Below are 24,381 nucleotides of genomic sequence, written 5' to 3' on the forward strand. Positions count from 1 at the left end.
TGCCCTCGCGGTCGGCGATCCCTATATTCTCAGCATCGCCGACCGCGAGGGCACTCTGGGGCTGGATCTGGGGGTCTACGGCGCCCCTGAAACCTACCTGGTGGATGCCGCCGGTGTTGTGCGTTATCGCCATGTGGGCGTGGTTGATGAGCGGGTCTGGACCACGATTCTGGCGCCCATTTACCGGGAGCTGGGTGGACAGGGAGGCCCTCAGTAATGCGTTTTGTCATCGCCTTGTTGGTGTTTGTCAGTATTGCTGCCCAGGCGGTGATAGAAACCTATGAGTTCAGCGATCCGGCGTTGGAAGAACGCTATCGGCAGCTCAGTGCCGAATTGCGCTGCCCCAAGTGTCAGAACCAGAATATTGCCGATTCCAATGCGCCGATTTCCCAGGACTTGCGCCGGCTGCTCTATGAGCAACTGGAGGCGGGCGCATCCGACGAGGAAATTCTTGAGTACATGGTCGCGCGCTACGGCGAGTTTGTGCGCTATCGGCCCAGCTACGATGGCGCCACCCTGATTCTGTGGCTGGCCCCCTTGGGGTTGCTGGTGCTCGCGCTGGTGGGTGTGGTGGCGACCCTGCGTGGGCGCCGCAGCACGAGTGAGGAAGCGCTGCTTGACCCCGGTCAGCAGCAGCGACTGGATGAACTGCTGGAGCAAGCAGGGCAGGATAAATGACGCTGTTTTTGGCGGGCTGTGTTGCCCTGGTCTTGTTTTCGGGGCTGTTCTACCTGCGCCCGCGCGCCGTTGAGAGCAGTGCCGAGGACCTGCAGCAGGCCAATCTCGAAGCGTATCGCCTGCGCCAGCAGGAGCTGGCCGAAGAGGGTGCTAGCGACCTTTTGGACGACGCCAGGTTGCGCCTGCTGGAAGACGATGAGTCTGCCATCGGCGAGACTGCTACCGCGCCGGACGTTGGGCGTTTTCCCGCCTGGGTCCTACTGCTGGCCCTCGCGGTATTCAGCGGCGGTGTTTATCTCCAGCTGGGTGCCATTGAGGATGTGCAGATCACTAGCGAATTGCGCGGTCTGGGCGATCAGAGTTCGCCGGAGCAAATGCAGGCGCTGATACGCTCCATCGAATCTCGCGCTGCTTCGCGCCCGCAAAATCTGCACTACCGGGCTTTGCTGGGCCGTTATTACATGGGACAGCAGGACTACCCCAAGGCAGCTGAGGTCTACGACGCGCTGTCGATGGCGGCACCCGAGGATGCCCAGGCGCTGGCCTACGCGGCCCAGGCACACTATCTGGCGGCGAATCGACAGCTCGACGACAGCGCACGGATGCGCGCCGAGCGTGCGCTGGCCATAGACCCGCACAATCGCACGGCGCTGGGGCTGTTGGGGATGGCCTCTTACGAACAGGCGCAATACCGTGCTGCCGTGGAGTATTGGCAACGATTGATCGCTGTAGAGCCGCCCGGTTCGGAAACAGCCCGCATGATCGAGGGCATTATCAATCAGGCCCGTGCCAAGCTGGGTGAGCCGGTACTGGAATTGCCTGAGCCAGAGGTCGCGGCAGTATCGGGTGCAGGCGTATCGGTGCGGGTGGTTGCTCCGGAGGGGGCCGGCATTGCCCCCGGTGACAGCGTGTTTGTGCTGGCGCGCAACGCGGAGTCTGACAGCCGTATGCCAATTGCAGTACAGCGTCGCAGTGGCGCTGAATTGCCACTTGAATTGCGCCTGGACGATGGCAGTTCCATGGCTGGACAGAAGCTGTCAGAAGCTGCTTCGGTCGTGGTTGTCGTCCAGGTGTCGCCCTCGGGCCAGCCCGGTGAGGCCAATGCAAGCTGGATCGGGCAGGCCGGACCCCTGGCGCCCAGTGAAGCGGCCGATATGGTCGATATCGTGCTCGCACCCCGGGGCTAGCCCCTGTAGCTATCGCTAAATTTCAGCCTTTTTGCCCTCTGGGCGTAGTGTTGTACCAGCAAAGCCTATACACTATATCTTGTGTTTCCAGGGAAGGGTGCATTTATCCAATTCCCCGGGAAAAGTTATAAAAAACAGCAAGATAGGGCGGGCACCTAAAGTTCTATGAGACTCAAGTCGATCAAGCTGGCAGGGTTCAAGTCTTTCGTCGATCCCACGACGGTGAATTTCCCCAGCAATATGTGCGCTGTCGTAGGCCCGAATGGCTGCGGAAAATCCAACGTAATTGACGCCGTGCGGTGGGTGATGGGCGAGAGCTCCGCCAAGAACCTGCGCGGCGAATCGATGACGGACGTTATTTTCAACGGCTCCGTGAATCGCCAGCCGGTGGGCCAGGCGTCCATCGAACTGGTTTTCGACAATACCGATGGTGGCGTGGGCGGCGAATATGCCAGCTATGCGGAAATTTCCATCAAGCGCCAGGTCAGCCGTGAGGGCCAGTCCGAGTACTTCCTCAACGGCACCAAATGCCGTCGCCGCGATATTACGGACATCTTCCTCGGTACCGGTCTCGGACCCCGCAGTTACGCGATTATTGAACAGGGCATGATCTCGCGCCTGATTGAGTCCAAGCCCGAAGAACTGCGGATTTTCATCGAAGAGGCGGCGGGCATCTCCAAGTACAAGGAGCGTCGCAAGGAAACCGAGAGCCGGATGCGGCGTACCCTCGAGAACCTGGAACGTCTCACCGACCTGCGCGAGGAGCTGGAACGCCAGCTTTCACACCTGAAGCGCCAGGCAGCGGCCGCCGAGAAATACGCTGAATACAAGGAAGAGGAACGCAGCTACAAGGCGCAGCTGCAGGCCCTGCAATGGCAGGAACTTGACGGCCAGGTTCGCGAGATCACCCAGGCGATCGGCGAGTTGGAGGTCAAGCTTGAGGCGGTGCACGCGGAACACCAGAACGTCGATACCTCAATCGAACAGTATCGCGTGGAGCACACCGATCGCACCGACGCCTTTAACAAGGTGCAGGGCAATTACTATGCGCTGGGCTCAGAAGTGGCACGTATAGAGCAGACGATCAAGCACCAGCAGGAACGCAGCAGCCAGTTGCAGGAAGATTTGCAGCAAACGTCCACGAGTTTGCAGCAGGCCGAAGGGCACCTCGGCGAAGACCGCGACAAGCTGGTGGTCTGGGAAGAGGAAATCGAAACACTCAGCCCGGAACTGGAAATGCTCCAGGAAGTGGAAGAGGCCTCAGCCGAGGCCCTGGTGCAGGCCGAGGAGGCCATGCACACCTGGCAGAACCAGTGGGATCAGTTTAACCACACCGCCGCGGCCCCGCGCCAGCAGGCAGAAGTACAGCAATCACGCATTCAGCATCTGGAGCAGGTTTTGCAGCGGCTCCAGGATCGCACCCGTCAGCTTGAGCAGGAGAGGGAGGCGCTCGCCCCGGGCCCTGCGGACGACGAGATCGAGACTCTGGGCGAGCAGATCGCCGAGATCGAGCTGGTCATGGCGGAGCATGAAAACAGCAGCGACACCGTGGTGGAGCAGATTAACAGTAACCGCCAGCGCAGCGGCGAGCTGTCTGGCGAATTGAATGATATTCGCTCCAGCTTGCAGCAGCTGCGCGGCCGCCAGGCTTCCCTGGAAGCACTGCAACAAGCGGCGATGGAAGACGGTAGCGTCGACGTCGGCGAATGGCTGCAGGCCCAACAGGTGGCGGACAAACCCCGCCTGCTGGAGCAGTTGCAGGTCGATGATGGTTGGCAGCTGGCAGTAGAAACCGTGCTGGGCGACTACCTGCAGGCTGTTTGTGTCGACGACCTGGGTGCGCTGGGAACGATGTTGGGCTCACTCGAGCAGGGTCAGCTGGCCCTGGTGGAAGGGGGTGCAGAGGCACCTGCGGGCGGTGACTACCTAATGTCCAAGGTACGCAGCAGTGGCGCGGCCTGGGCCTTGCTTGCCGGCGTGAAGGTCGCCGATGACCTGGCGCAAGCCATGGCTATGCGCGCTGCTTTGACTGCCCAGGAATCTATTATTACCCGCGATGGCGTCTGGGTCGGACCGAACTGGTTGCGTGTCACGCGCCTGAGTGACCAGCAGGGCGGGGTGATTGCCCGCCAGCAGGAGCTGGAAGAACTAGAGCAGCAGATCGCTGCCTCCGATGCGCGCGAAGAACAGGTACAAGCGGAGCTGGCGCGCTGCCAGGAAGAGCAGAAACGCTGCGAAGAACAGCGCGAGAACAGCCAGCGCGAATTGCAGGTGGCCACCCGTCAGCACGCTGAGTTGGGTTCGCAGCTGTCCGCCATGCAGGCCAAAGTAGAGCAGATAAGTGCCCGGCGCGAGCGGCTCAACGCGGATATCGATGACGCCCGCGAGCAGTTTCGCAACGAGCAGGAATCCATTGCCGAGGCGAGGCAATTGCTGTCTGAAGCCATTGAAAGCATGGAGTCAGATTCACAGCGGCGAGAAGACTTGTTGTCGGTTCGCGATGAAACCCGAGGCACCCTGGATACCTGTCGCCAGAAAGCGCGGCATGACAAGGACGCCTCGCATCAGGCGGCCATGCGTCATCAATCCTTGCGCACGCAACTGGATTCCATGCGCGACTCTATCGACCGCACCAATCGGCAGGTGGCCCAGCTGCGTGAGCGGCGCGACCAGCTGCAACAGACCATGCGCGACAATGACAACCCCTTGGACGAACTGCAGGAGCAGCTCGAGGCGCAACTGGAATTGCGCCTGCAATCAGAGGGCGAGCTGACCGAAGCCCGCCAGGCTGTGTCGGAGGTGGAGCACAAACTGCGCGAAGCCGAGCAGCAGCGCGCTGGTATCGAGCACCGCGCCGAGTCGGTGCGGAGCCAGTTGGAGAAGCAGCGCCTGAGCAACCAAAGCCTACAGGTGCAGCGCGAGAACATTCACCAGCAGCTGCGTGATGCCGAGCAGGATCTGGAGGCCGTGCTCAGCGGTATGCCGGAGGAGGCCAATCAGGAAGCCTGGCAGCGCGAGCTGGAGCGCATTGCTAATCGGATTGCGCGTCTCGGCCCGATTAACCTGGCAGCGATTGATGAGTACAACCTGCAGTCAGAGCGCAAGAACTATCTCGACGCGCAGAACGACGATCTAGAAACCGCGTTGAATACCCTGGAAAATGCCATTCGCAAGATCGACAAGGAAACGCGCAACCGTTTCCAGGAAACGTTCGACAAGGTGAATACGGGGCTTCAGGAACTCTTCCCCCGCGTGTTTGGCGGCGGTAGTGCCTACCTGGAGATGACGGGCGAGGATCTGCTCGACACGGGTATCTCCATCATGGCCAGACCACCGGGTAAGAAAAACAGCACTATTCACCTGCTGTCCGGTGGCGAGAAAGCACTGACAGCTATCGCCCTGGTATTCTCCATCTTCCAGCTGAACCCGGCACCTTTCTGTATGCTGGATGAGGTTGATGCACCGCTGGATGATGCCAACACCGGTCGCTATGCGCGAATGGTGAAAGAGATGTCAGAGAAGGTGCAGTTTATTTACATTACCCATAACAAGATCTCCATGGAACAGGCGGATCAACTCATGGGTGTCACCATGCACGAGCCGGGGGTTTCGCGCCTGGTGACTGTAGACGTAGAAGAAGCAGCAGAACTGGCAGCGAGCTGATAAAGCATGGCGATAACTGAACTCACCGTTAGGGACTGGATGGTCATCATTGGCGTACTGCTGATTGTGGCCGTATTGCTGGATGCATGGCGCAGGGTGCGCAGCGAACGTTATTCGCGAGTGACCATGAATCTCGCGGATTCGGAAGACGAAGGCGATGCTCGCGACGAAGAGCTGGCCTGGCTGAAGGAGCTGCCCAATGGCGGTGCCCGGGTCGTGGAGCGGGGAGACTTGTTGCGCGCCGCTGGTCGCCGTGAACCGGAACCGGAGCCTGAATCAGAACCCGTTGCAGAAGCACAGCCCTCGCAGGCAGCAGAGGAGGTCGTCGACGCGCCTGAGGAAGAGGTGCCGTTTATGGCGGGCATGGCAGCCGAAGATGCTATTGCTGAGCCTGAAAATGTGGATTGGCTGGACGATATTGCCGCCCAGGAGCCGCTCATTGAACCGGTTGCACAAGAGGCCCCCGGTGTTTTGCCGAGAGACATCGACCCCGAAGTGTTCATGCTTAATGTTGTAGCGCGTGACCCGCGAGGCTTTCGCGGCGAGGACATTCTGCACATCCTCCTCGCCTGCGATCTGCGTTTTGGCGATATGAACTTTTTCCATCGCCACGAGTTCGAAGCAGGCCGCGGCGCGATTCAATTCAGCGTGGCCAATATGATGCAACCCGGTGTTTTCGATATCGACAACATGGCCGACTTCAATACCCCCGGCCTGGTGTTTTTCCTGACCCTGCCAGGTCCCGAGGACATGATGAAAGCGTTCGACTACATGCTGGAGACTGCCCAGGCGGTGTCCCGTAATCTCGGCGGCGACGTGCTCGATGAATCGCGCAGTGTGCTAACCAAGCAAACCCTGGAACACTGCCGCCAGCAAATCCGTGACCTCGAGCGTCGCATGCTCGCCAGGGCGCGATAGCCGCAGTGTCTACACAGGATTTGCGGGCGGAGCTCGACAGGCTGCGCAGCGAACTGCGCGACTGGAATCATCGCTACTATGTCCTCGACGATCCCAGCGTGCCGGACGCAGAATACGATCGCAGCATGCGGCGTCTGCAGTCGATTGAAGCTGAAAACCCCGACTGGGTCACCCCCGATTCACCTTCACAGCGTGTTGGCGACAAACCCCTCGATCAGTTCTCGCAAGTGGCACATGAAGTGCCCATGCTGTCACTGGATAATGCCTTCGACGCCGCTGAACTCGCAGATTTTGAACGCCGCTGTCTGGACAGGTTGGGTGTCGACGCAGCGCCGCTCACCTATAACTGCGAGCCCAAGCTCGATGGCATCGCGGTCAGTCTGCTTTATCGCGATGGCCTGCTGGAGCGCGGGGCAACCCGCGGTGACGGTACCACCGGTGAGGACATTACCCACAACGTGCGCACCATTGGCTCCATTCCCCTGCGTCTGAGGGGCGAAGGTTACCCAGCCGTACTCGAGGTGCGCGGTGAAATCTATATGCCCCGGGCCGGCTTTGAAGCACTCAATGCACGTGCGCGGGAGCGCGGTGACAAACCTTTTGTGAATCCCCGCAACGCCGCCGCGGGCAGTCTGCGTCAACTCGATGCCAGGCTTACCGCGGAGCGCCCGCTGGAAATGTGCAGCTATGGTGTGGGCCTGGTGGAAGGTGGCGAACTTCCCGAACATCACTCGGCCATCCTCGCGTGTCTCGGCCAGTGGGGTTTACGCACCAACACTGAGACGGATGTCGTGCAGGGCATTGAGGCCTGCGAAGCCTATTACGAGCAGTTGGCCGCCAAGCGTGATCAGCTTCCCTATGACATCGACGGCATTGTCTACAAGGTCGATAGTATTGAGCTGCAAGCGCAGCTGGGTTTTGTTTCGCGGGCGCCGCGCTGGGCCATTGCCCGGAAATTCCCTGCTCAGGAAGAGGTAACGCGTTTGCTCGATGTCGAGTTTCAGGTGGGGCGCACCGGCGCGATAACCCCTGTGGCACGACTTGAGCCGGTGTTTGTTGGCGGTGTCACGGTGAGTAACGCGACACTGCACAACCAGGATGAGATCGAACGGCTCGGAGCAATGATTGGCGATACCGTCGTTGTGCGCCGGGCAGGGGATGTGATTCCACAGGTGGTTTCCGTGGTGACCGAGCGTCGCCCGGACGATGCCGCGGCTATCCGCTTTCCCGATGCCTGTCCGGTGTGTGGTTCGGCGGTAGAGCGCGAAGCGGACGAGGCGGTGCTGCGATGCCTGGGCGGGCTGGTGTGCGCTGCCCAGCAGAAAGCCGCGATTCGGCATTTCGCGTCGCGACGGGCAATGGATGTCGACGGCCTGGGTGACAAATTGGTCGATCAGATGGTTGACGAGGGTCTGGTGGAAAATGTGGCGGGCCTGTACCAGCTCACCTTTGATCAACTGGTGGGGCTGGAGCGCATGGGGCAGAAATCTGCCGACAAGCTCCTCAAAGCGCTTGAGCAGAGCAAGCAAACGACCTTGCCGCGGTTTATTTTCGCGCTGGGTATCCGCGAGGTAGGCGAGGCCACCGCATTGAATCTGGCGAATCATTTCGGCTCCTGGGCTGATCTGGTAGCCGCCCCGGAAGAAGCTCTGTTGGAGGTCGATGATGTGGGGCCGGTAGTGGCCGACCACCTGCGCCAGTTTTTTGATTCTGAAGGCAGTATGGCAGTAGCGAAGGCGCTGTTGGACGCCGGCGTTGAATGGCCGGCCATCGAAGTAAAGAGCGCTGCCGAATTGCCGTTTGCCGGCCAGACCTGGGTGGTGACGGGCAAGCTCGAAGCGGTGGGCCGCAACGAGGCAAAAAGCCTGCTGCAGTCTCTGGGTGCCAAGGTGGCTGGCAGTGTTTCCGCTAAAACCCACTGTGTTGTCGCTGGCCCAGGCGCCGGGTCGAAACTCGCCAAGGCCTCGGAGCTTGGCATTGATGTTATTGATGAGGAGGCATTTCTCGCTTTGCTAGCCAATCACGGAGTTTCCCCATGATACGGATTGTCGCTTTAGTGCTGCTGTTGATACTGTCCGGCTGCGCCACCAGCCCGCCCTCGAATCAAAACAATCTATGTGAGATTTTTCGCGAGAAAAAGGGCTGGTACGACGACGCCGCCGACGCGCGCAAGGAATGGGGTAGTCCCATCTCCGTCATGATGGCCATCATGTACCAGGAGTCGCGGTTTGTGGCGAAGGCCAAGCCGCCGCGCAAGAAGATCTTTGGCTTCATTCCAGGGCCGCGTCCCTCGGACGCCTACGGTTACAGCCAGGCCAAGAAATCGACCTGGAAGGACTACAAACGTAGTTCCGGTAACTACGGGGCCGATCGCGACGATTTCGCCGATGCCATCGATTTCATTGGCTGGTACAACCATCAATCCAACCGCCGCAATGGTATTAGCAAGTCCGACCCCTATCGCCTGTACCTGGCGTATCACGAGGGCCACGGTGGATACAGCCGGGGCAGCTATCGAAGCAAGGACTGGCTGCAGAGTGTCGCACGAAAGGTGCAGAAAAAGACAGATACCTATGGCGCCCAACTACGCTCGTGTGAAGAAGACCTCAAGGACGACGGCTGGTTCTTCGGCTGGTTCTGAATCAGCTGATGATCGCCCTGTCATCTCCCCTTGCTGCGAATCGTTCGCAATAGCTAACAATCTGTGGCGAAAGTTCGCATAAGTAACCGAAAAGTAACGAATATCAGACCGCTTGCGTGGTGAAATAGCGCCGCAGCTGTGCCACACTCTTAGCGCTTTAGGCGCAGCGGACCAAAAGCGCCCAATAACCACACAGAGCTGCTCACGTGAAACAAACTGATACTCAGAACCCGGAGTACTTCCACAAGGTTGTGGATTGCCAGTACGCCTGCCCCGCGCACACCCCAGTGCCTGAATACATTCGCCTGATTGCTGCAGAACGCTATACCGACGCCTACATGGTCAACTGGGAATCCAACGTGTTTCCCGGTGTCCTGGGCCGCACCTGCGATCGCCCCTGTGAACCCGCCTGTCGGCGTGGCCGGGTCGAAGAGGAGCCGGTAGCGATTTGCCGATTGAAGCGGGTGGCTGCGGATAACAAGGAAGATATCTCTGATCGCCTGCCGAAAATTCCCAGCAAGAAGAACGGCAAGCGCATAGCGCTGATTGGCGCCGGTCCCGCGTCGTTAACGGTGGCACGTGGTCTGGCCCCCCTCGGTTACAGTATCGACATCTACGATAACCAGTTTGCTGGCGGTGGTATGATGCGCAGCCAGATTCCCTCGTTCCGCCTGCCGGCGGAAGTGCTTGATGAGGAAGTGAACTACATCCTGGATATGGGTATTAACGCGACCTTTGATACCTACGTTGACAGCCTCAAGAGCATTCTCGATAAAGATTACGACGCGGTATTCGTCGGCACCGGTGCACCCAAAGGCCGCGGTCTGAACCTGCCAGGCCTTGAAGATGCTAGCGAGCACGTTCACCTTGGTATTGACTGGTTGGCGAGTGTTGCTTTCGAGCACCGTGACAGTGTCGACAAGAAAGTCTTGGTGCTGGGCGGTGGTAATACCGCCATGGATTGCTGCCGAACTTCCAAGCGCCTCGGTGGTGAGGACGTTCGCGTGGTTGTTCGAAGTCCCTTTGAAGATATGAAGGCCTCTCCCTGGGAGAAAGAGGATGCCATGCATGAGGGCATTCCCATCTACAACAACCATGTCCCCAAAGAGTTCGTCATCAAGGACGGCAAGTTCTTGGGCATGCATTTTGAAAAAGTAGAGGCCGTTTACGACGAGGCAGGCAAGCGTTCGCTGGTACCTACTGATGAGCCGCTTGTCTTTATGGAAGCGGATACCGTGCTCATGGCGATCGGCCAGGATAACGCCTTCCCCTGGGTGGAGCGTGACCTCGGTATTGAATTTGGCAAATGGGATATGCCGGTGGTTGATCCGGTGACTTTCCAGTCCACCAACCCCAAGGTGTTTTTTGGTGGCGACGCGGCCTTTGGTCCTGAGAACGTGATTACCGCCGTGGCCCATGGGCACCAGGCAGCGATTTCCATCGACCTTTTTTGCCAGGGTAAGGATGTTACCCAGCGCCCGGCGCCGGGCGTGACGCTGTCCAGCCAGAAGATGGGTGTGCACGAGTGGAGCTACGATAACTCGGTAGAGTCTGACCAACGCCACGTTGTACCGCTGGCACCGCTGGAAGTAGCACTGTCTGATCGCAAGGTGGAAGCCGAACTGGGTTTCGACAGGCCCACCGGGTTCAAGGAAGCCGAGCGCTGCCTGAACTGCGATGTGCAGACGGTGTTCGACGCGCCGCGATGCATCGAGTGCGATGCCTGCGTGGATATCTGTCCGACGGACTGTATTACGTTCACTGACAATGGTGAAGAAACCGACCTGCGTGCACGCCTGACGGGCCCGGCCGGTAACCTGGCCCAGGACTTGTACGTGTCCGCCGATCTGCCGACCGCGCGGGTCATGGTCAAGGATGAGGATGTTTGTCTGCACTGTGGCCTGTGTGCCGAGCGTTGTCCCACTTCCGCCTGGGATATGCAGAAGTTCCTCTACAATGTCATGAAGGCGGGGCAGTAATTATGAAACGATTAGAATCCGTTAATGACTTCGTCATCAAGTTTGCGAACGTCAACGGCACCGGCTCCGCCAGCGCCAACAATATGTTCGCCAAGGCCTTGTTCCGCATGGGCCTGCCCGTGTCGCCCAAGAACATCTTCCCCTCGAATATTCAGGGTCTGCCCACCTGGTACGAGGTGCGAGTCAGCGAGAAGGGTTACCTCGGTCGCCGCGGTGGGGTGGATATCGCCCTGTCGGTGAATCCGCAGAGCATGGCCCAGGACATTCAGGAAGTGGAAGAGGGCGGTTACTTCATTTATGACAATACCAAGCCCCTCGATCTGCGTTTGGTGCGCAACGATGTCAATATCATCGGCATTCCTCTGACGCGTATCTGCAACGATGAGTACTCCGATCCTCGCCAGCGCCAGCTGTTCAAGAACGTCATTTATGTCGGCGCGCTCGCCGCGTTGCTCGATATGGACTTCAAGGTGCTGACCGATCTGGTGAAGGACCAATTCAAGGGCAAGGAGAAACTGATCCTGCCCAATATCCATGCCCTAGAACTCGGCCATCAGTACGCGAAGGCGAATCTCGATTGTCCCATTGGCATTCGGGTGAAAACGTCCGACAAGGTCGGCGACAAAATTTTGCTCGACGGCAATACGGCGCTTGGCCTGGGCGCGATATACGGCGGCGCCACCGTGGCGGCCTGGTATCCTATTACGCCTTCGACATCCGTCGTCGATGCCTATGAAAAGTACGTTCGTCGTGTTCGGATTGATCCAGGTACCGGCGAAAAGAACTACGCCATTGTTCAGGCCGAGGATGAACTGTCGGCGATTGGTATGGTGATTGGCGCGAGCTGGAACGGTGCTCGTGCGTTTACTGCCACCAGTGGCCCGGGTGTATCACTGATGAGTGAATTCCTGGGGCTGGCATACTTTGCTGAGATTCCCACGGTGCTGTTTGACGTACAGCGTGCCGGCCCCTCCACCGGTATGCCGACGCGCACTCAGCAATCCGATATTCTGTCGGCGGCCTATGCGTCGCACGGGGATACCAAGCAAGTGTTGCTGTTTCCCTCTACGCCGAAAGAATGTTTCGATTTTGGCGCCCAGTCATTTGACCTGGCCGAACGGCTCCAGACGCCGATCATTCTGATGACAGATCTAGACCTGGGCATGAATGACAATATGTCCGAGCCGCTGGAGTGGGATGATGCACGCCAGTACGATCGCGGCAAAGTCATGACGGCAGAGCAACTCGAGGAGGGCATTGAGTTCGGTCGCTACCTGGATGTGGATGGCGATGCCATCTGCTATCGCACCTATCCCGGCACCCACCCCAAGCGCGGCGCCTTCTTTACGCGCGGTACTTCGCGTGATGAGTACGCGGTGTATACCGAGAAGGGCGAAGAGTATGAGAAGAACATGCTGCGCCTTATGCGCAAGTGGGACACCATCAAGGAATATGTCCCGCAGCCGGAAGTTGTCGAGGCCTCCGAGAAGACCGACGTCGCGGTGCTTTATTACGGCACCAGTGAAGAATCGTCCCGCGAGTCACTCGATCATCTCGCCGGAGAAGGCATTCACCTGAATGCCATGCGCGTGCGGGCTTTTCCGTTCAACGACGATGTGAAAGCGTTCATCGAAGACCACGAGCAGGTGTTTGTGATCGAGCAGAATCGCGATGCACAGCTGCGCACATTGCTAATGGCAGAGTTTGAGTTTGGTCCGGACAAGCTCAAGTCGGTGCTGTGTTTCGATGGCACGCCAATCAGTGCACGTAACATCAGCAAGCAGATTAAGCAGCATCTCAGCGGAGGGGCGATTGAGCCTCTGCACCGCACCAAGATTGCCAGCCAGGCGGGAGAGTCAGCATGAGTTATCAAATTCCGAAGTTTCGCCACCCGGAACTGCCCGTCAACGACCTCGGTTATACCAAGGCCGATTACGAGGGCTCCATTTCCACGCTGTGCGCCGGCTGCGGTCACGATTCGATTTCCGGTGCTATCGTCAAGGCCTGTCACGAGCTCTCTATCGAACCGCACAAGATTGCCAAGATGTCCGGTATTGGCTGCTCGTCCAAGTCGCCCACGTACTTCCTGGGTAAGTCCCACGGCTTCAATTCGGTGCACGGGCGCATGCCGTCCGTGGTTACCGGTGCCGCTATGGCTAATCGCGACCTGATCTACCTGGGTGTGTCCGGTGACGGTGATACCGCCTCCATTGGCATGGGGCAGTTCGCCCATGTCGCGCGCCGCAACCTGAATATGGTGTATATCGTCATGAACAACGGTTGCTACGGTCTGACAAAAGGCCAGGATTCTGCCACCGCGGACGAGGGTTCCGTCAGCAAGAAGGGCGATGCCAACGTATTCAGTGCGATCGACCTGTGTTCCACCGCGCTGCAAATGGGCGCGACTTTCGTCGCTCGCAGCTTCTCTGGGGACAAGGAGCAGCTGGTGCCGCTAATCAAGGCAGCGATCAGTCATCGCGGTTTTGCGCTGATTGACGTGGTGTCTCCCTGTGTGACGTTTAACAACAACGCCGGCTCGACCAAAAGCTACGAGTTTGTGCGCGAACACGCAGAGGCTACAGGCACGGTCGACTTTGTGCCTATGCAGAAGGAAATCACCACCGACTACGCGCCCGGCTCCAGTCATGAGGTGACTCTGCACGATGGCTCTTCCATTCATCTTTACAAGATGAGCGAAGACCTGGATCCCTTTGACCGTACTTCCGCCCTGATGAATATGGAGAAGCACCGTACCGCCGGCGATATCCTGACGGGGCTGATCTATATGGACAAGGATTCCCGCGACCTGCACGACGTTCTGGAGACCTCCAGACGTCCTCTCAACACCCTGGATGCCGAGGATCTTTGCCCCGGCAACCAGATGCTCAAGAACATTAACGCAAGCCTGCGTTAATTCGACACCCGGTGCCCTGTTTAGCCAAAAGCGGGGCAACTGGGCGATTTTATGGCCCTGTTTGTAATTCTTTGGCCGATTGTCATTTTGTTGTCATAATTTCATCATCTAATACTTCCACTCAGGTGAATGAAGGAAATGGGCTGTGATTGGCGAACGTACTGTTCTGGTTGTCGATGATGAATTTGCGATCCGCGATATGCTGCGCATGGCGCTCGAGATCGCTGAATTTCGTTGCCTGGAAGCGCCTAATATTCAGGAAGCGTATGCCGCTGTGGTCGATCATCGCCCCGACATTATCCTGCTCGACTGGATGCTGCCCGGCGGTAGTGGCCTGGAGCTGCTGCGCAGGCTCAAGCGCGACGACACGTTCCGTGAGATACCGGTGATTATGCTGACCGCCAAGACAGCGGAGGATAACGTCATTCAGGGGCTTGATGTTGGCGCCGATGATTACATCACCAAGCCGTTTGCCCCCCGTGAGTTAATTGCCCGGATCAAGGCGCTGCTGCGCCGTACGGTGGGCGGTGAGGAAAATGCCCGGATGGAGGTCAACGGCCTGATTTTGGATGGGGAAAGTCGCAGGGTGTTCGTGGGCGACGACTCCGTCGATATGGGGCCAACGGAATTCAAGCTGCTGCAGTTTTTTATGTCGCATCCGGAGCGCGCCTATACCCGGGGCCAACTTCTGGACCAGGTATGGGGAGCCAATGTGTATGTGGAAGAGCGCACCGTGGACGTCCACATTCGCCGGTTGCGCAAAGCTTTGCAGGGCGCGGATGCCGACCACAGTAATTTGATCCAGACCGTGCGCGGCACGGGCTATCGTTTTTCATCACGCGGGATATAGGGGGCAACGCCGGAACCTATGGAGTGGTTGGCATCGGTATTTCGGCTGATAGGCACGATCGCACTCGCGGCCTTGGCGGGCTTTTACTTCGGTAATCCACTGGTATGGGCGCTGCTTGCTGCAATTGGTCTCCTGCTGTTCTGGTCGCTGCAGTTGTGGCGGCTCCAGGAATGGCTCGCTGACATTAGTAAGGCGCCGCCAGACCTGTTTGGTGTGTGGGGCGAGGTTGTCGCCCGCGTCTACAAGGGTCAGCGCAAGGCAACTGCCACTGAAGAGCGACTGCAGTCGACGGTGGATTATCTCCTGGATTCATTTGCCGCGATGCGCGATGGCGTGGTGATTATTGATAGTCAGGGAGCGCTGCGCTGGTGTAACGATGCTGCCCAGGGCTTGCTGACGCTGCGCTATCCGGACGATATTGGCCAGGCCATATCCAATATCGTGCGCCAGCCTGAGTTTGCCGAGTATCTTACGGAGGGCGACTATGGCGATCCGCTGGTATTTGAGACCAGCGGGCCTATCAAGTTTCACCTGCAGCTGGTGGTTACCCAGTTTGCAGAGGGCGATACCTTGTTGTTCGTCCGGGATGTAACCAATGTGGTGCGCACAGAGCAGATGCGGCGCGACTTTGTCGGCAACGTTTCGCACGAATTGCGTACCCCACTGACGGTGATAAGCGGTTACCTGGGAACGTTCATCGCTGACCCTGGCAACATTCCGCAGCAGTATGTGCGCGCCATGAAACAAATGGCCGGGCAGGCAGATCGGATGGAAAACCTGCTCAAGGATTTGCTCTGGCTGTCGCGTATTGAGAGCACCGAGAGCCAGGCCAAGGGAGAGACTGTCGACGTGGCCACATTGCTGGAGGAGTTGAAGGAAGAGGTGAGCAACACGCATCCGGACAATCCGCTACAATTGGACATACAGAGTCAGGGCAAGGTCTCCGGCGATTATCGGGAATTGTATAGCGCTGTCTCTAATCTGGTGTTCAACGCCTTTAAGTACAGTGATGAGGGTGTTCCTGTCACGGCTCGTTGGCGCCAGGATGAGAATAATTTGATACTGGACATCGTCGATCAGGGGATTGGTATTGATCCCCGTCATTTTGCCCGGTTAACAGAGCGCTTTTATCGTGTGGACGATAGTCGCTCTTCCGAGACGGGGGGTACCGGTCTCGGCCTGGCCATTGTGAAACACGTGGCCGCAGCGCATGGTGCGCAATTGGATATTGATAGCAAACTGGGGTCGGGGAGTACCTTCTCTCTTGTATTCCCTTCGCAAGACTAGAGCCCCGAGGAACAGGATATGCTTAAGCAGGACGATTACAAACAGCACATTTCCGAGAAGTTCAATACTGAACTTGAGGCCATCAAAAATCACTTGCTGGAAATGGGCGGCAAGGTAGAGCAGCAGCTCAGCGAGGCGGTAGAGGCGCTGGTCTCTCGTGACACGGGTGAGGCCGAGACCATTGTGCAGCGCGATCACGAGGTCAACGAAATGGAGATGGCCATCGATGACGAGTGCGCCACTATCCTGGCCCGGCGTCAGCCTGCGGCCAGCGATTTGCGCCTGGTTGTGGCGGTTATGAAGGTAAATACCGACGTTGAGCGCATTGGTGATGAGGCAGCCAAAATCGCCCGCCAGGCCATTCGCCTCGCAGAGGAAAACATCTCGCCGAGCAACTACGTCGAGATTCGCCATATTGGGAGTCATGTGGCCTCTATGCTGCGCAAATCGCTCGACGCCTTTGCTCGCCTGGACCTGGAGCTTGCGGTAGAGGTGGTTAAGGAAGACCGGGCGGTCGACAAGGAGTACGACAGTGCCATGCGCGCCCTGATGACCTTTATGATGGAGGATCCGCGCGATATCGGGCCGATTCTCAACGAAATGTGGGCACTGCGCAGTCTGGAGCGCATCGGCGATCACGCGGCCAATATTGCCGAGCACGTGGTCTATCTGGTGCGCGGACAGGATGTGCGTCATCGCAGCCTGGAAGATTTCATCGAGCAGGTTGGCGATATTTGATTTATCAGGGTAGCTGTCACTGCCAGGCCGTGCGGTTTCAGGTTGAAACCCCGGCAGCGGTGGAAATTGAGCGCTGTAATTGCTCTGTTTGCCGCAAGTCCGGCTACCTGCACCTGATTGTCCCCCGCTCGCGTTTCACCCTGTTGGCGGGCGAGGAGCACATCACCACATACACGTTTAACAGTGGCGTAGCGCAACATACCTTTTGCAAGATTTGCGGTATCAAACCCTTCTATACGCCGCGTTCCAATCCCGATGGCATCGACGTTAACCTGAATTGTCTCGACGAAATGCCGGCGCAGGTGAATATTGTCGAGTTCGATGGCCAGGACTGGGAAAACAACGCTCACAAGCTTGCCCACAAGTCGGTCGAGATTTGACATGAAAGCCCGCCCCAGTAGCCCTTGTTGCCGCTAATTTTCCATATAAAACAATAGGATACGACTGTAATATTCCCGTAACATTTTCGCCATAGACTGCTCCCGAATCCCTGCCAGTTGGCGGGGAAATATCGCCAAGACTCAGGGAGTTCTCAGCAAGTGAAAAAGCAAATTGCAAGTGTCATTGCACTGGCCGCGGCCATCGGGGTTGTGTCAAATGTGCAAGCCCAAGGACGCGATACCGTCAGTATCGTCGGTTCATCCACGGTCTATCCGTTCGCCACCGTCGTCGCAGAGCGCTTTGGTCGTTCCACAGACTTCAAGACTCCCAAAATCGAGTCGACAGGTTCCGGTGGCGGACTGAAGCTTTTCTGTAAGGGCCTCGGTGCCGGTACCCCCGACATTACCAATGCATCGCGCCGCATCAAGAAGAGCGAGTTTGATGATTGCCAGCAGAACGGCGTGACCGATATTCTGGAAGTCCTGGTAGGCTACGATGGCATTGCCATTGCCAACAGCCGCAAGGCCGATCAGATGGAACTTAGCCTGAAAGATATCTACATGGCGCTGGCCAAGGATATTCCCGGCCCCGACGGCAAGCTGATGCCCAACCCATATACCACCTGGAAGGATGTGAACCCCGCACTGCCGGCTATCAAGATTGAAGTGCTTGGTCCGCCCCCCACATCAGGTACCCGTGATGCGTTTGCTGAGCTTGCCCTGGGCGGCGGTGCTCAGGCAGTACCGGCTCTCAAGACCCTGCGTGGCATGGGTGCTGACGATGCGGTAGCCCTCAGGGCAGCCATGGCATCGTTGGGCATTCCTGCCGGTGTTTACGATTCCTATCTTGAGAAGAAAGGCAAAGCACCCAAGGGTAAGGACATCTTCAAGACAGTGGCCTACGCGGTGCGTGAAGATGGTGCCTACATCGAAGCTGGAGAGAACGACAACCTGATCGTGCAGAAGCTGGAAGCCAATCCCAATGCCTTGGGCATCTTCGGCTTCAGTTTCCTGGATGAGAACGGAGACAAGGTTCAGGGCTCGCTGATCGATGGCGTAGCACCTTCCTTCGACACCATCGCGGATGGCGACTATCCGGTGTCTCGCCCCCTGTACTTCTATGTCAAAGCTGCCCACGTAGGTAAGATTCCAGGTATTCAGGAGTACGCTGCTGAGTTCGCTTCCAACAAAGCGATGGGCGAAGACGGCTACCTTCCTGAGCGCGGCCTGATCCCCCTGGGTGATGAGGAATTGGCCCAGGCTCAAAAGGACGTTGCGAGTCTGAAATTGCTGAAGATGTAACGAGGAAATCCGTTACACATGCTGTAAACTAGTGCGCCGCCCTTGAGCGGCGCACGTTATTTTTGAAAGGCCCGTAATGCCCACATCGACCGTTTTTATCACCCTGGTAGCGCTGTGCCTTGTCAGCTTTCTGGTAGGACGGCAGCGCTCCCGAATCGTTGCTACCGCCGCGGGGGGTATGCAAAGCCTGCACTCGCTTCCCAAGCACTATGGATATATGACCGCATTGTGGGCTGGGCTGCCGGCCATGCTGGTGTTGATTTTCTGGGTGGCGCTGGAGGGCTCGGCTATTCGCGGCCTGATCGTTGCAGAGTTCCCTGCAGAAATTCGCGCGCTAAGCGAGAATGAAATCGGTCTTTATTACAACCAGATCGTCAGCTTTGCTGTCAGTGGTGGCGATGCAAGTATGCTTGAGCCGACACAAGTTGCCGCGGCAGACTTTTACAACGAGCTGCTGGTGAGCAGTGGCAAGCTGAAGTTGTTGCTAGTGGTGGTTGTTGCGGTGCTGGGTGGCGCGCTCACGGTGCTTCGGATCCGTCCGGTATTGCGCGCAAGAAACTCGGTAGAGTCAACGTTTACCTGGATTCTGTTTGGCTGTTCCTCGATCGCGGTTCTGACCACACTGGGCATCGTGCTGTCGGTATTGTTCGAAGCGCTGCGCTTTTTCCAGACGATTCCTGTTCAGGAATTTCTGTTTGGCTTGAAGTGGAGCCCGCAGATGGCTATTCGTCTAGATCAGGTCGGAGCGTCGGGATCTTTCGGCTTCGTACCGCTGCTGGTGGGCACGTTGTTAATCTCTGCAGTGGCTATGCTGATCGCGGTGCCGGTAGGGCTTATGTCTGCCATTTACCTGTCTGAATACTCGACACGCCGCTTTCGCGCTGTGACCAAGCCAGTGCTGGAAATTCTCGCGGGTGTTCCCACGGTCGTTTACGGATTCTTTGCCGCCCTGACCGTGGCGCCGTTTATTCGCAATCTCGGTGAGAGTCTCGGCCTGACCGTAGCCTCGGAGAGTGCGCTCGCGGCCGGCCTGGTGATGGGCATTATGATTATCCCGTTCGTGATGTCGCTGTCTGACGATATTATCAACGCGGTGCCGGACAGTATGCGAGAGGCTTCGCTGGGTATGGGCGCCACGATGAGTGAAACCATCCGCAAGGTGCTTCTCCCTGCGGCCTTGCCCGGTATTGTGGGCGGTATTCTGCTTGCCGTATCGCGTGCCATTGGCGAGACCATGATTGTAGTAATGGCGGCGGGCTTGTCCGCAAAGCTGACGGCCAATCCACTGGAGGCCGTGACAACCATTACCGTACAGATCGTCACTCTGCTGGTCGGTGACCAGGAGTTCGACAGCCCGAAGACGCTCGCGGCATTTGCGCTGGGTCTGGTGCTGTTCTTCGTCACCCTGTTACTGAACATTATCGCGCTGTATGTCGTGCGCCGTTACCGAGAGCAATATGAGTAAGCGAAGCTTCAAAAACACCGAGCTGATACAGGCGTCACTGAAGAAACGCTACGCCCGCGAAAAGCGCTTTCAGTGGTACGGCCGCTTGGCGGTAATGCTTGGTTTCGTATTTCTGTTTATTTTGTTGTTCGATATCGTCAGCAAAGGCACGCCCGCATTCACCCAGAAATATCTGTTGGTGCCAGTCCATTTTGATGCCGACAGGATTGGGGTAACACCGGAGTCTGATGCCAAGCAGCTCAGGGCAGGGGACTATGCTGGTCTAGCGAAGGCCTCGATGCGCGATTTGTTTCCCGATGTCACCGGGCGCAAGGACAAACGCCAGCTCTATCGCTTGCTCAGCCTCGGCGCGGAGTATCAGTTGCAGGATATGGTGATGACCGATCCCAGCCTGCTGGGCCAGACTAAGGATGTATGGCTGCTGGCACACTCGGAAGCGGCCAGTTATCTGAAAGGGCAGGTGACCCGGGATCAGCCCGAGGATGAGCGGCGTGTTAAGAACCTGCAAATGGACTGGCTCGATCGGCTCGATAGCGAGGATCGGACGCAAACCCGCTTTAACGTGCTGTTCTTCACCGAAGGTGATTCGCGCGAGCCTGAACTCGCCGGTATTCGCGCCGCTCTGCACGGCTCTTTCTTTACCTTGATAGTGACCTTTGTGCTCGCGTTTCCAATTGGTGTATTTGCCGCGGTATACCTTGAGGAGTTCGCCCCCAAGAATCGTATTACCGACTTAATCGAGATTAATATCAATAATCTCGCGGCCGTGCCCTCGATTGTCTTTGGTCTGTTGGGCCTGGCGGTATTTATCAACTTTTTTGAGCTGCCGCGCTCGGCGCCGCTGGTAGGTGGTATCGTATTGTCGCTGATGACGCTGCCGACCATTATCATTACCTCCAGGGCCGCTATTCAGGCCGTGTCGCCATCCATTCGTGAAGCCGCCATGGGTGTGGGTGCCTCAAAGCTGCAAACCGTGTTTCACCATGTCCTGCCCGTGGCTATGCCCGGCATTCTGACAGGTTCGATTATCGGTATGGCGCAGGCACTGGGCGAGTCAGCGCCCCTGCTGATGATTGGCATGGTGGCGTTTATTATGGATGTGCCCGGTGGGGTCACCGATCCCGCAACGGTATTACCGGTGCAGATCTTCCTGTGGGCTGACAGCCCGGAGCGAGGTTTCACTGAAAAGACATCAGCCGCCATTATGGTGCTGATGGGCTTCCTGATTATTATGAACGCGCTGGCTATTTACCTTCGCAAGCGCTTCGAACTGAAATAGAAAGAGCATTAAACATGGAAGAGTCTGCGAAAATGACTGCAATTCCTGAAGCGGCCGGCAGCGACACGCCGGCGTTGGATATTCACCAGCACAGCGATGTCAGCGGCTACGAAACAGTCGGCGAGCCGTTTGTCGAGAACGCCAAAATGTCAGCGCGCAATGTCAATGTCTATTACGGCGACAAGCACGCGATTATGGATGTGTCGCTGGATATTGCCGAGAACGAGGTGATCGCCATGATCGGCCCCTCTGGCTGTGGCAAGTCGACTTTTCTGCGCACACTCAACCGGATGAATGACATCATTCCCATTTGTCGGGTGGAGGGGGATTTCTCTCTGGACGGGGAAGATATTTACGGTGCCAGCCAGGACACCGTTTTGCTGCGCGCCCGGGTCGGTATGGTGTTCCAGAAGCCTAACCCGTTCCCCAAATCGATCTATGAGAACGTCGCCTATGGGCCGCGTATCCACGGCCTGGCCCACAGCAAAGCTGAGCTTGATGAGATTGTCGAGAAGAGCCTAAAGCGTGCAAGCCTCTGGTCGGAAGTAAAAGACGTGTTGGACAAGCCGGGTACGGGTCTGTCGGGTGGTCAGCAGCAGCGTCTGTGTATTGCCAGGGCCATTGCCGTTAGCCCCGAGGTCATCCTCATGGACGAACCCTGTTCGGCGCTGGATCCGATTGCCACCGCGCGCATTGAAGAGTTGATCGATGAGCTTAAGGCCCGCTACACCATTGCCATTGTGACCCACTCCATGCAGCAGGCTGCCCGGGTATCCGATCGCACGGCGTATTTCCATCTGGGCAAATTGATCGAAGTAGGGGATACCAAAGAGGTGTTCACGATGCCGAAACACACCTTGACCGAGAACTATATTACCGGACGCTTCGGTTAATCTGATAAGCGATGGCTGCCTGCTACGGCGGCCGTCGTTACTTGCAAGCGTAGGCAACCCTGTCAGGGGCGCCTTTTCACCGCTGGATTAAGCCTCCTCATCCTTGTCGTCGAACTGCCCCTGCTTCTCAGCGGCTTTGACGGTGTCCTTAATCAGCTTTGTCACCCAGTTGGACAGTGAACGGCCGTCGGCTTCGGCGAGCTTTTTCGCCTTTTTCTTCAAATCGGGGTCGATACGGACGTTGAGAATCTTGGTTTTTGACATTCGAGAAAAGCTTAAATGCGACAAAGAAGCGGTACTTTAGCACAGCCTTCCGGCTTGGCCACGGCTCATTTATTGTCTATTATATGTATATACAAATGATGTCGATTGAGTGGAGGGTGTGTGTGAACTTGCGTGCGGCAAAAAATGAACTGCGTAAACCGCCCAGGGTAGGGCTCCCGTTGCTGTTGGCAGAGGCCTGCGGTCTGTTGCTGGTCAGCTACCTTTGGGTGGGCTGGATCGCCTGAATCTACACCCCTGTCATAAAGCTGCCACAATCGCAGTTCGATTGTGGCAATAGTGCCTTTTTTTCCGCGTAATTCTCCGTCTCCTGTAACACAACTGTCACATTAACTTCGTATTCTGCGCCCGAACACGACAAAACGGCCATTTGGTGGCCAAATTCGAGGCTAGGAAATATGAACAAATTGTTAAGTGTTGCAGTGGCTGGTGTGCTCGCAAGTGGTGCAAGCATCAGTGCCCAGGCTGCTATTCCGGAGGCTGAGTGGGAGCAGTTCAAGGCCCAGTTTGCCGCGATGGCTGCCCGAGTAGAGGCTCTGGAAGCAGAGAACGCAGCGCTGAAATCCGGCGCGACGGTCCCCGAGGAAGATCTCTCAGTTCTGCAATCGGACATAGCCAGCCTCAAGGCGCAGAACGAGTCCAGCGCCTGGGCCGAGAAGCTCTTCTGGAAGGGCGATTTCCGCTACCGCTACGAAGACATTGACGATGGTGGCAACGACCGCCAGCGCAGCCGTATTCGCGCGCGCGCCGAACTTGGCGCCAACGTGAGCGATGCCATTACCATTGGCCTGGGTATTGCGACAGGTGGCGACGACCCTGTGTCCACTAACCAGACCCTGGGCGGCGGCGGTTCCACCAAGGACGTGCGCCTGGACAAAGCCTACTTCCGCTATCAGCCTAACGAATTCTGGCTGTCTGGCGGTAAGGTCAGCAACCCGTTCTACAACCCCGCCAAGAGTGGATTGATCTGGGATGGTGATTACCGTCCTGAAGGTCTGTTTGCCGGCTACGAGGGCAAGCACTTCTTTGCAAACGCATCCTACTCTCACCTGGAGAGTGATACCCGCAACGGCCTGGACGAGTCGTTCTGGGGTGCCCAGATCGGCAGCGAGTTTGGTCCTGTGACAGTAGCCGCAGGTTATCTGGATTTCCCGATCAAGGGGCTCCCGGCGTTCTACGATGACGCGCTGTTCGGTAACTCCGCCGACGAGATGGGTAACTATCTCTACAATTACGAGTTGGTTTTCGTAGGTGCGGACGCCAGCTTTAACATCGGCGACATGCCACTGTCTGTGTACGGTGATGTCGTGCAGAACCGGGACGCAGATGATTTCGATACGGGTTACATCGTCGGCGCCAAGCTTGGCAAGGCCAAGGCTCAGGGTACCTGGCAACTCCAATACCAGTACCAGGACCTGGAAGCGGACGCGACTGTGGGTCTGTTGACAGACTCGGACTTCATGGGTGGCGGTACCGATGGCAAGGGTCATAAGTTTAGCGGCGCCTATACCATTGTCGACAAGTGGGTGCTGGGCTTCACTTACTTCGACGGTGAGAAGTGCACCGACAGCCTGAAGTGTGATGTGCGCGACTACGATCGCCTGATGATCGACGCCAAGTTCAAGTACTAGGCCTGGCGAGTAGGAGAGGGCGCTTCGGCGCCCTTTTTTATGCCTGTATGACAGAGATGCAGCGAAACTGAACAAGGAATAATCAGTGTGAACTTTTTATGTCGAATTCGCCCTCAGGGTGTTGCAATGCCCGGCCTGTTCCTTATAATGCGCGTCGTCTGGTCGAGGCCAGTACAACGTCCCGTTCGTCTAGTGGTCTAGGACCCCGCCCTTTCACGGCGGTAACAGGGGTTCGAACCCCCTACGGGATGCCAACACCAAAAGCCCGGCTCTTTGAGCCGGGCTTTTTTTATG

Annotated in this window: 19 protein-coding genes, 1 tRNA gene and 1 pseudogene; 20 read left to right on the forward strand and 1 reads right to left on the reverse strand. The window is 57.4% G+C overall.

What is annotated here, in order from left to right; genetic code table 11:
* From A3709_RS19720 to pstB, 18 genes and pseudogenes are all read left to right on the forward strand, one after another.
* Positions 1-217, forward strand: a pseudogene (locus tag A3709_RS19720) (DsbE family thiol:disulfide interchange protein); the annotation flags it as partial.
* The gene (locus tag A3709_RS19725; protein WP_066058716.1) at positions 217-678 is read left to right on the forward strand and encodes a cytochrome c-type biogenesis protein; all 462 of its coding nucleotides are present in this window, start codon (positions 217-219) and stop codon (positions 676-678) included. The pseudogene A3709_RS19720 and the gene A3709_RS19725, both read left to right, overlap by 1 nt.
* Positions 675-1,865: a c-type cytochrome biogenesis protein CcmI gene (gene ccmI, locus A3709_RS19730; RefSeq protein ID WP_066058718.1), complete on the forward strand. Its 1,191-nt coding sequence runs from the start codon at positions 675-677 to the stop codon at positions 1,863-1,865. The genes A3709_RS19725 and ccmI overlap by 4 nt, the downstream gene beginning before the upstream one ends.
* Positions 1,866-2,030: 165 nt before the next feature.
* A complete protein-coding gene (smc, locus tag A3709_RS19735; RefSeq protein WP_066058722.1) occupies positions 2,031-5,528 on the forward strand; it encodes a chromosome segregation protein SMC in 3,498 nt (1,165 codons plus the stop codon).
* 6 nt (positions 5,529-5,534) lie between these two features.
* The gene (gene zipA, locus A3709_RS19740) at positions 5,535-6,446 is read left to right on the forward strand and encodes a cell division protein ZipA (RefSeq protein ID WP_066058725.1); all 912 of its coding nucleotides are present in this window, start codon (positions 5,535-5,537) and stop codon (positions 6,444-6,446) included.
* 5 nt (positions 6,447-6,451) lie between these two features.
* Positions 6,452-8,485: an NAD-dependent DNA ligase LigA gene (gene ligA, locus A3709_RS19745; protein ID WP_231871260.1), complete on the forward strand. Its 2,034-nt coding sequence runs from the start codon at positions 6,452-6,454 to the stop codon at positions 8,483-8,485.
* The gene (locus A3709_RS19750) at positions 8,482-9,087 is read left to right on the forward strand and encodes a transglycosylase SLT domain-containing protein (RefSeq protein ID WP_066058730.1); all 606 of its coding nucleotides are present in this window, start codon (positions 8,482-8,484) and stop codon (positions 9,085-9,087) included. Before ligA ends, A3709_RS19750 begins: the two co-directional genes overlap by 4 nt.
* Positions 9,088-9,293: 206 nt before the next feature.
* Positions 9,294-11,066 (forward strand): FAD-dependent oxidoreductase, encoded by a 1,773-nt coding sequence (locus tag A3709_RS19755; RefSeq protein WP_066058732.1) that lies wholly within the window; start codon positions 9,294-9,296, stop codon positions 11,064-11,066.
* Between the two features lie 2 nt (positions 11,067-11,068).
* Complete coding sequence (locus A3709_RS19760; RefSeq protein ID WP_066058735.1) at positions 11,069-12,931, forward strand: 2-oxoacid:acceptor oxidoreductase subunit alpha; 1,863 nt, start codon at positions 11,069-11,071, stop codon at positions 12,929-12,931.
* A complete protein-coding gene (locus tag A3709_RS19765) occupies positions 12,928-13,980 on the forward strand; it encodes a 2-oxoacid:ferredoxin oxidoreductase subunit beta (protein WP_066058737.1) in 1,053 nt (350 codons plus the stop codon). The genes A3709_RS19760 and A3709_RS19765 overlap by 4 nt, the downstream gene beginning before the upstream one ends.
* Positions 13,981-14,128: 148 nt before the next feature.
* The gene (gene phoB, locus A3709_RS19770) at positions 14,129-14,830 is read left to right on the forward strand and encodes a phosphate regulon transcriptional regulator PhoB (RefSeq protein WP_066059315.1); all 702 of its coding nucleotides are present in this window, start codon (positions 14,129-14,131) and stop codon (positions 14,828-14,830) included.
* A gap of 18 nt (positions 14,831-14,848) precedes the next feature.
* The gene (gene phoR, locus A3709_RS19775; protein WP_066058740.1) at positions 14,849-16,117 is read left to right on the forward strand and encodes a phosphate regulon sensor histidine kinase PhoR; all 1,269 of its coding nucleotides are present in this window, start codon (positions 14,849-14,851) and stop codon (positions 16,115-16,117) included.
* Positions 16,118-16,135: 18 nt separating this feature from the next.
* Positions 16,136-16,855, forward strand: a complete 720-nt coding sequence (gene phoU, locus A3709_RS19780) for a phosphate signaling complex protein PhoU (protein WP_066058743.1) — start codon at positions 16,136-16,138, stop codon at positions 16,853-16,855.
* Positions 16,852-17,235 (forward strand): GFA family protein, encoded by a 384-nt coding sequence (locus A3709_RS19785; RefSeq protein WP_066058746.1) that lies wholly within the window; start codon positions 16,852-16,854, stop codon positions 17,233-17,235. The genes phoU and A3709_RS19785 overlap by 4 nt, the downstream gene beginning before the upstream one ends.
* Positions 17,236-17,394: 159 nt before the next feature.
* A complete protein-coding gene (locus tag A3709_RS19790; protein WP_066058749.1) occupies positions 17,395-18,537 on the forward strand; it encodes a substrate-binding domain-containing protein in 1,143 nt (380 codons plus the stop codon).
* Between the two features lie 76 nt (positions 18,538-18,613).
* Positions 18,614-20,002, forward strand: a complete 1,389-nt coding sequence (gene pstC, locus A3709_RS19795) for a phosphate ABC transporter permease subunit PstC (protein WP_066058752.1) — start codon at positions 18,614-18,616, stop codon at positions 20,000-20,002.
* Complete coding sequence (gene pstA, locus A3709_RS19800) at positions 19,995-21,281, forward strand: phosphate ABC transporter permease PstA (RefSeq protein ID WP_066058757.1); 1,287 nt, start codon at positions 19,995-19,997, stop codon at positions 21,279-21,281. Before pstC ends, pstA begins: the two co-directional genes overlap by 8 nt.
* Before the next feature lie 146 nt (positions 21,282-21,427).
* Complete coding sequence (pstB, locus tag A3709_RS19805) at positions 21,428-22,174, forward strand: phosphate ABC transporter ATP-binding protein PstB (protein ID WP_231871267.1); 747 nt, start codon at positions 21,428-21,430, stop codon at positions 22,172-22,174.
* Between the two features lie 87 nt (positions 22,175-22,261).
* On the opposite strand, the gene A3709_RS22840 is transcribed toward pstB, so the two are convergent.
* Entirely contained in the window at positions 22,262-22,438 is a 177-nt protein-coding gene (locus A3709_RS22840; protein ID WP_082850255.1) for a DUF6364 family protein, read from the reverse strand.
* A 416-nt stretch (positions 22,439-22,854) separates the two neighbouring features.
* Between A3709_RS22840 and A3709_RS19810 the strand changes: the two genes are divergently transcribed.
* Both A3709_RS19810 and A3709_RS19815 read left to right on the forward strand, forming a co-directional pair.
* Positions 22,855-24,087: a putative porin gene (locus A3709_RS19810; RefSeq protein ID WP_066058760.1), complete on the forward strand. Its 1,233-nt coding sequence runs from the start codon at positions 22,855-22,857 to the stop codon at positions 24,085-24,087.
* Between the two features lie 178 nt (positions 24,088-24,265).
* Positions 24,266-24,341: transfer RNA gene (locus A3709_RS19815), tRNA-Glu, on the forward strand.
* Positions 24,342-24,381 lie beyond the last annotated feature (40 nt).

The organism is Halioglobus sp. HI00S01 (assembly GCF_001635445.1).
Classification (GTDB): Bacteria; Pseudomonadota; Gammaproteobacteria; order Pseudomonadales; family Halieaceae; genus Halioglobus; species Halioglobus japonicus.

Bases quoted from the DNA above. Each gene is read 5' to 3' on its own strand.
- A3709_RS19750 (WP_066058730.1), top strand. From the start codon at position 8,482: ATGATACGGATTGTCGCTTTAGTGCTGCTGTTGATACTGTCCGGCTGC.
- pstB (WP_231871267.1), top strand. From the start codon at position 21,428: ATGTCAGCGCGCAATGTCAATGTCTATTACGGCGACAAGCACGCGATT.
- zipA (WP_066058725.1), top strand. From the start codon at position 5,535: ATGGCGATAACTGAACTCACCGTTAGGGACTGGATGGTCATCATTGGC.
- smc (WP_066058722.1), top strand. From the start codon at position 2,031: ATGAGACTCAAGTCGATCAAGCTGGCAGGGTTCAAGTCTTTCGTCGAT.
- A3709_RS19760 (WP_066058735.1), top strand. From the start codon at position 11,069: ATGAAACGATTAGAATCCGTTAATGACTTCGTCATCAAGTTTGCGAAC.
- A3709_RS19765 (WP_066058737.1), top strand. From the start codon at position 12,928: ATGAGTTATCAAATTCCGAAGTTTCGCCACCCGGAACTGCCCGTCAAC.
- A3709_RS22840 (WP_082850255.1), bottom strand. From the start codon at position 22,438: ATGTCAAAAACCAAGATTCTCAACGTCCGTATCGACCCCGATTTGAAG.
- ccmI (WP_066058718.1), top strand. From the start codon at position 675: ATGACGCTGTTTTTGGCGGGCTGTGTTGCCCTGGTCTTGTTTTCGGGG.
- A3709_RS19725 (WP_066058716.1), top strand. From the start codon at position 217: ATGCGTTTTGTCATCGCCTTGTTGGTGTTTGTCAGTATTGCTGCCCAG.
- A3709_RS19810 (WP_066058760.1), top strand. From the start codon at position 22,855: ATGAACAAATTGTTAAGTGTTGCAGTGGCTGGTGTGCTCGCAAGTGGT.
- phoR (WP_066058740.1), top strand. From the start codon at position 14,849: ATGGAGTGGTTGGCATCGGTATTTCGGCTGATAGGCACGATCGCACTC.
- phoU (WP_066058743.1), top strand. From the start codon at position 16,136: ATGCTTAAGCAGGACGATTACAAACAGCACATTTCCGAGAAGTTCAAT.
- pstA (WP_066058757.1), top strand. From the start codon at position 19,995: ATGAGTAAGCGAAGCTTCAAAAACACCGAGCTGATACAGGCGTCACTG.
- pstC (WP_066058752.1), top strand. From the start codon at position 18,614: ATGCCCACATCGACCGTTTTTATCACCCTGGTAGCGCTGTGCCTTGTC.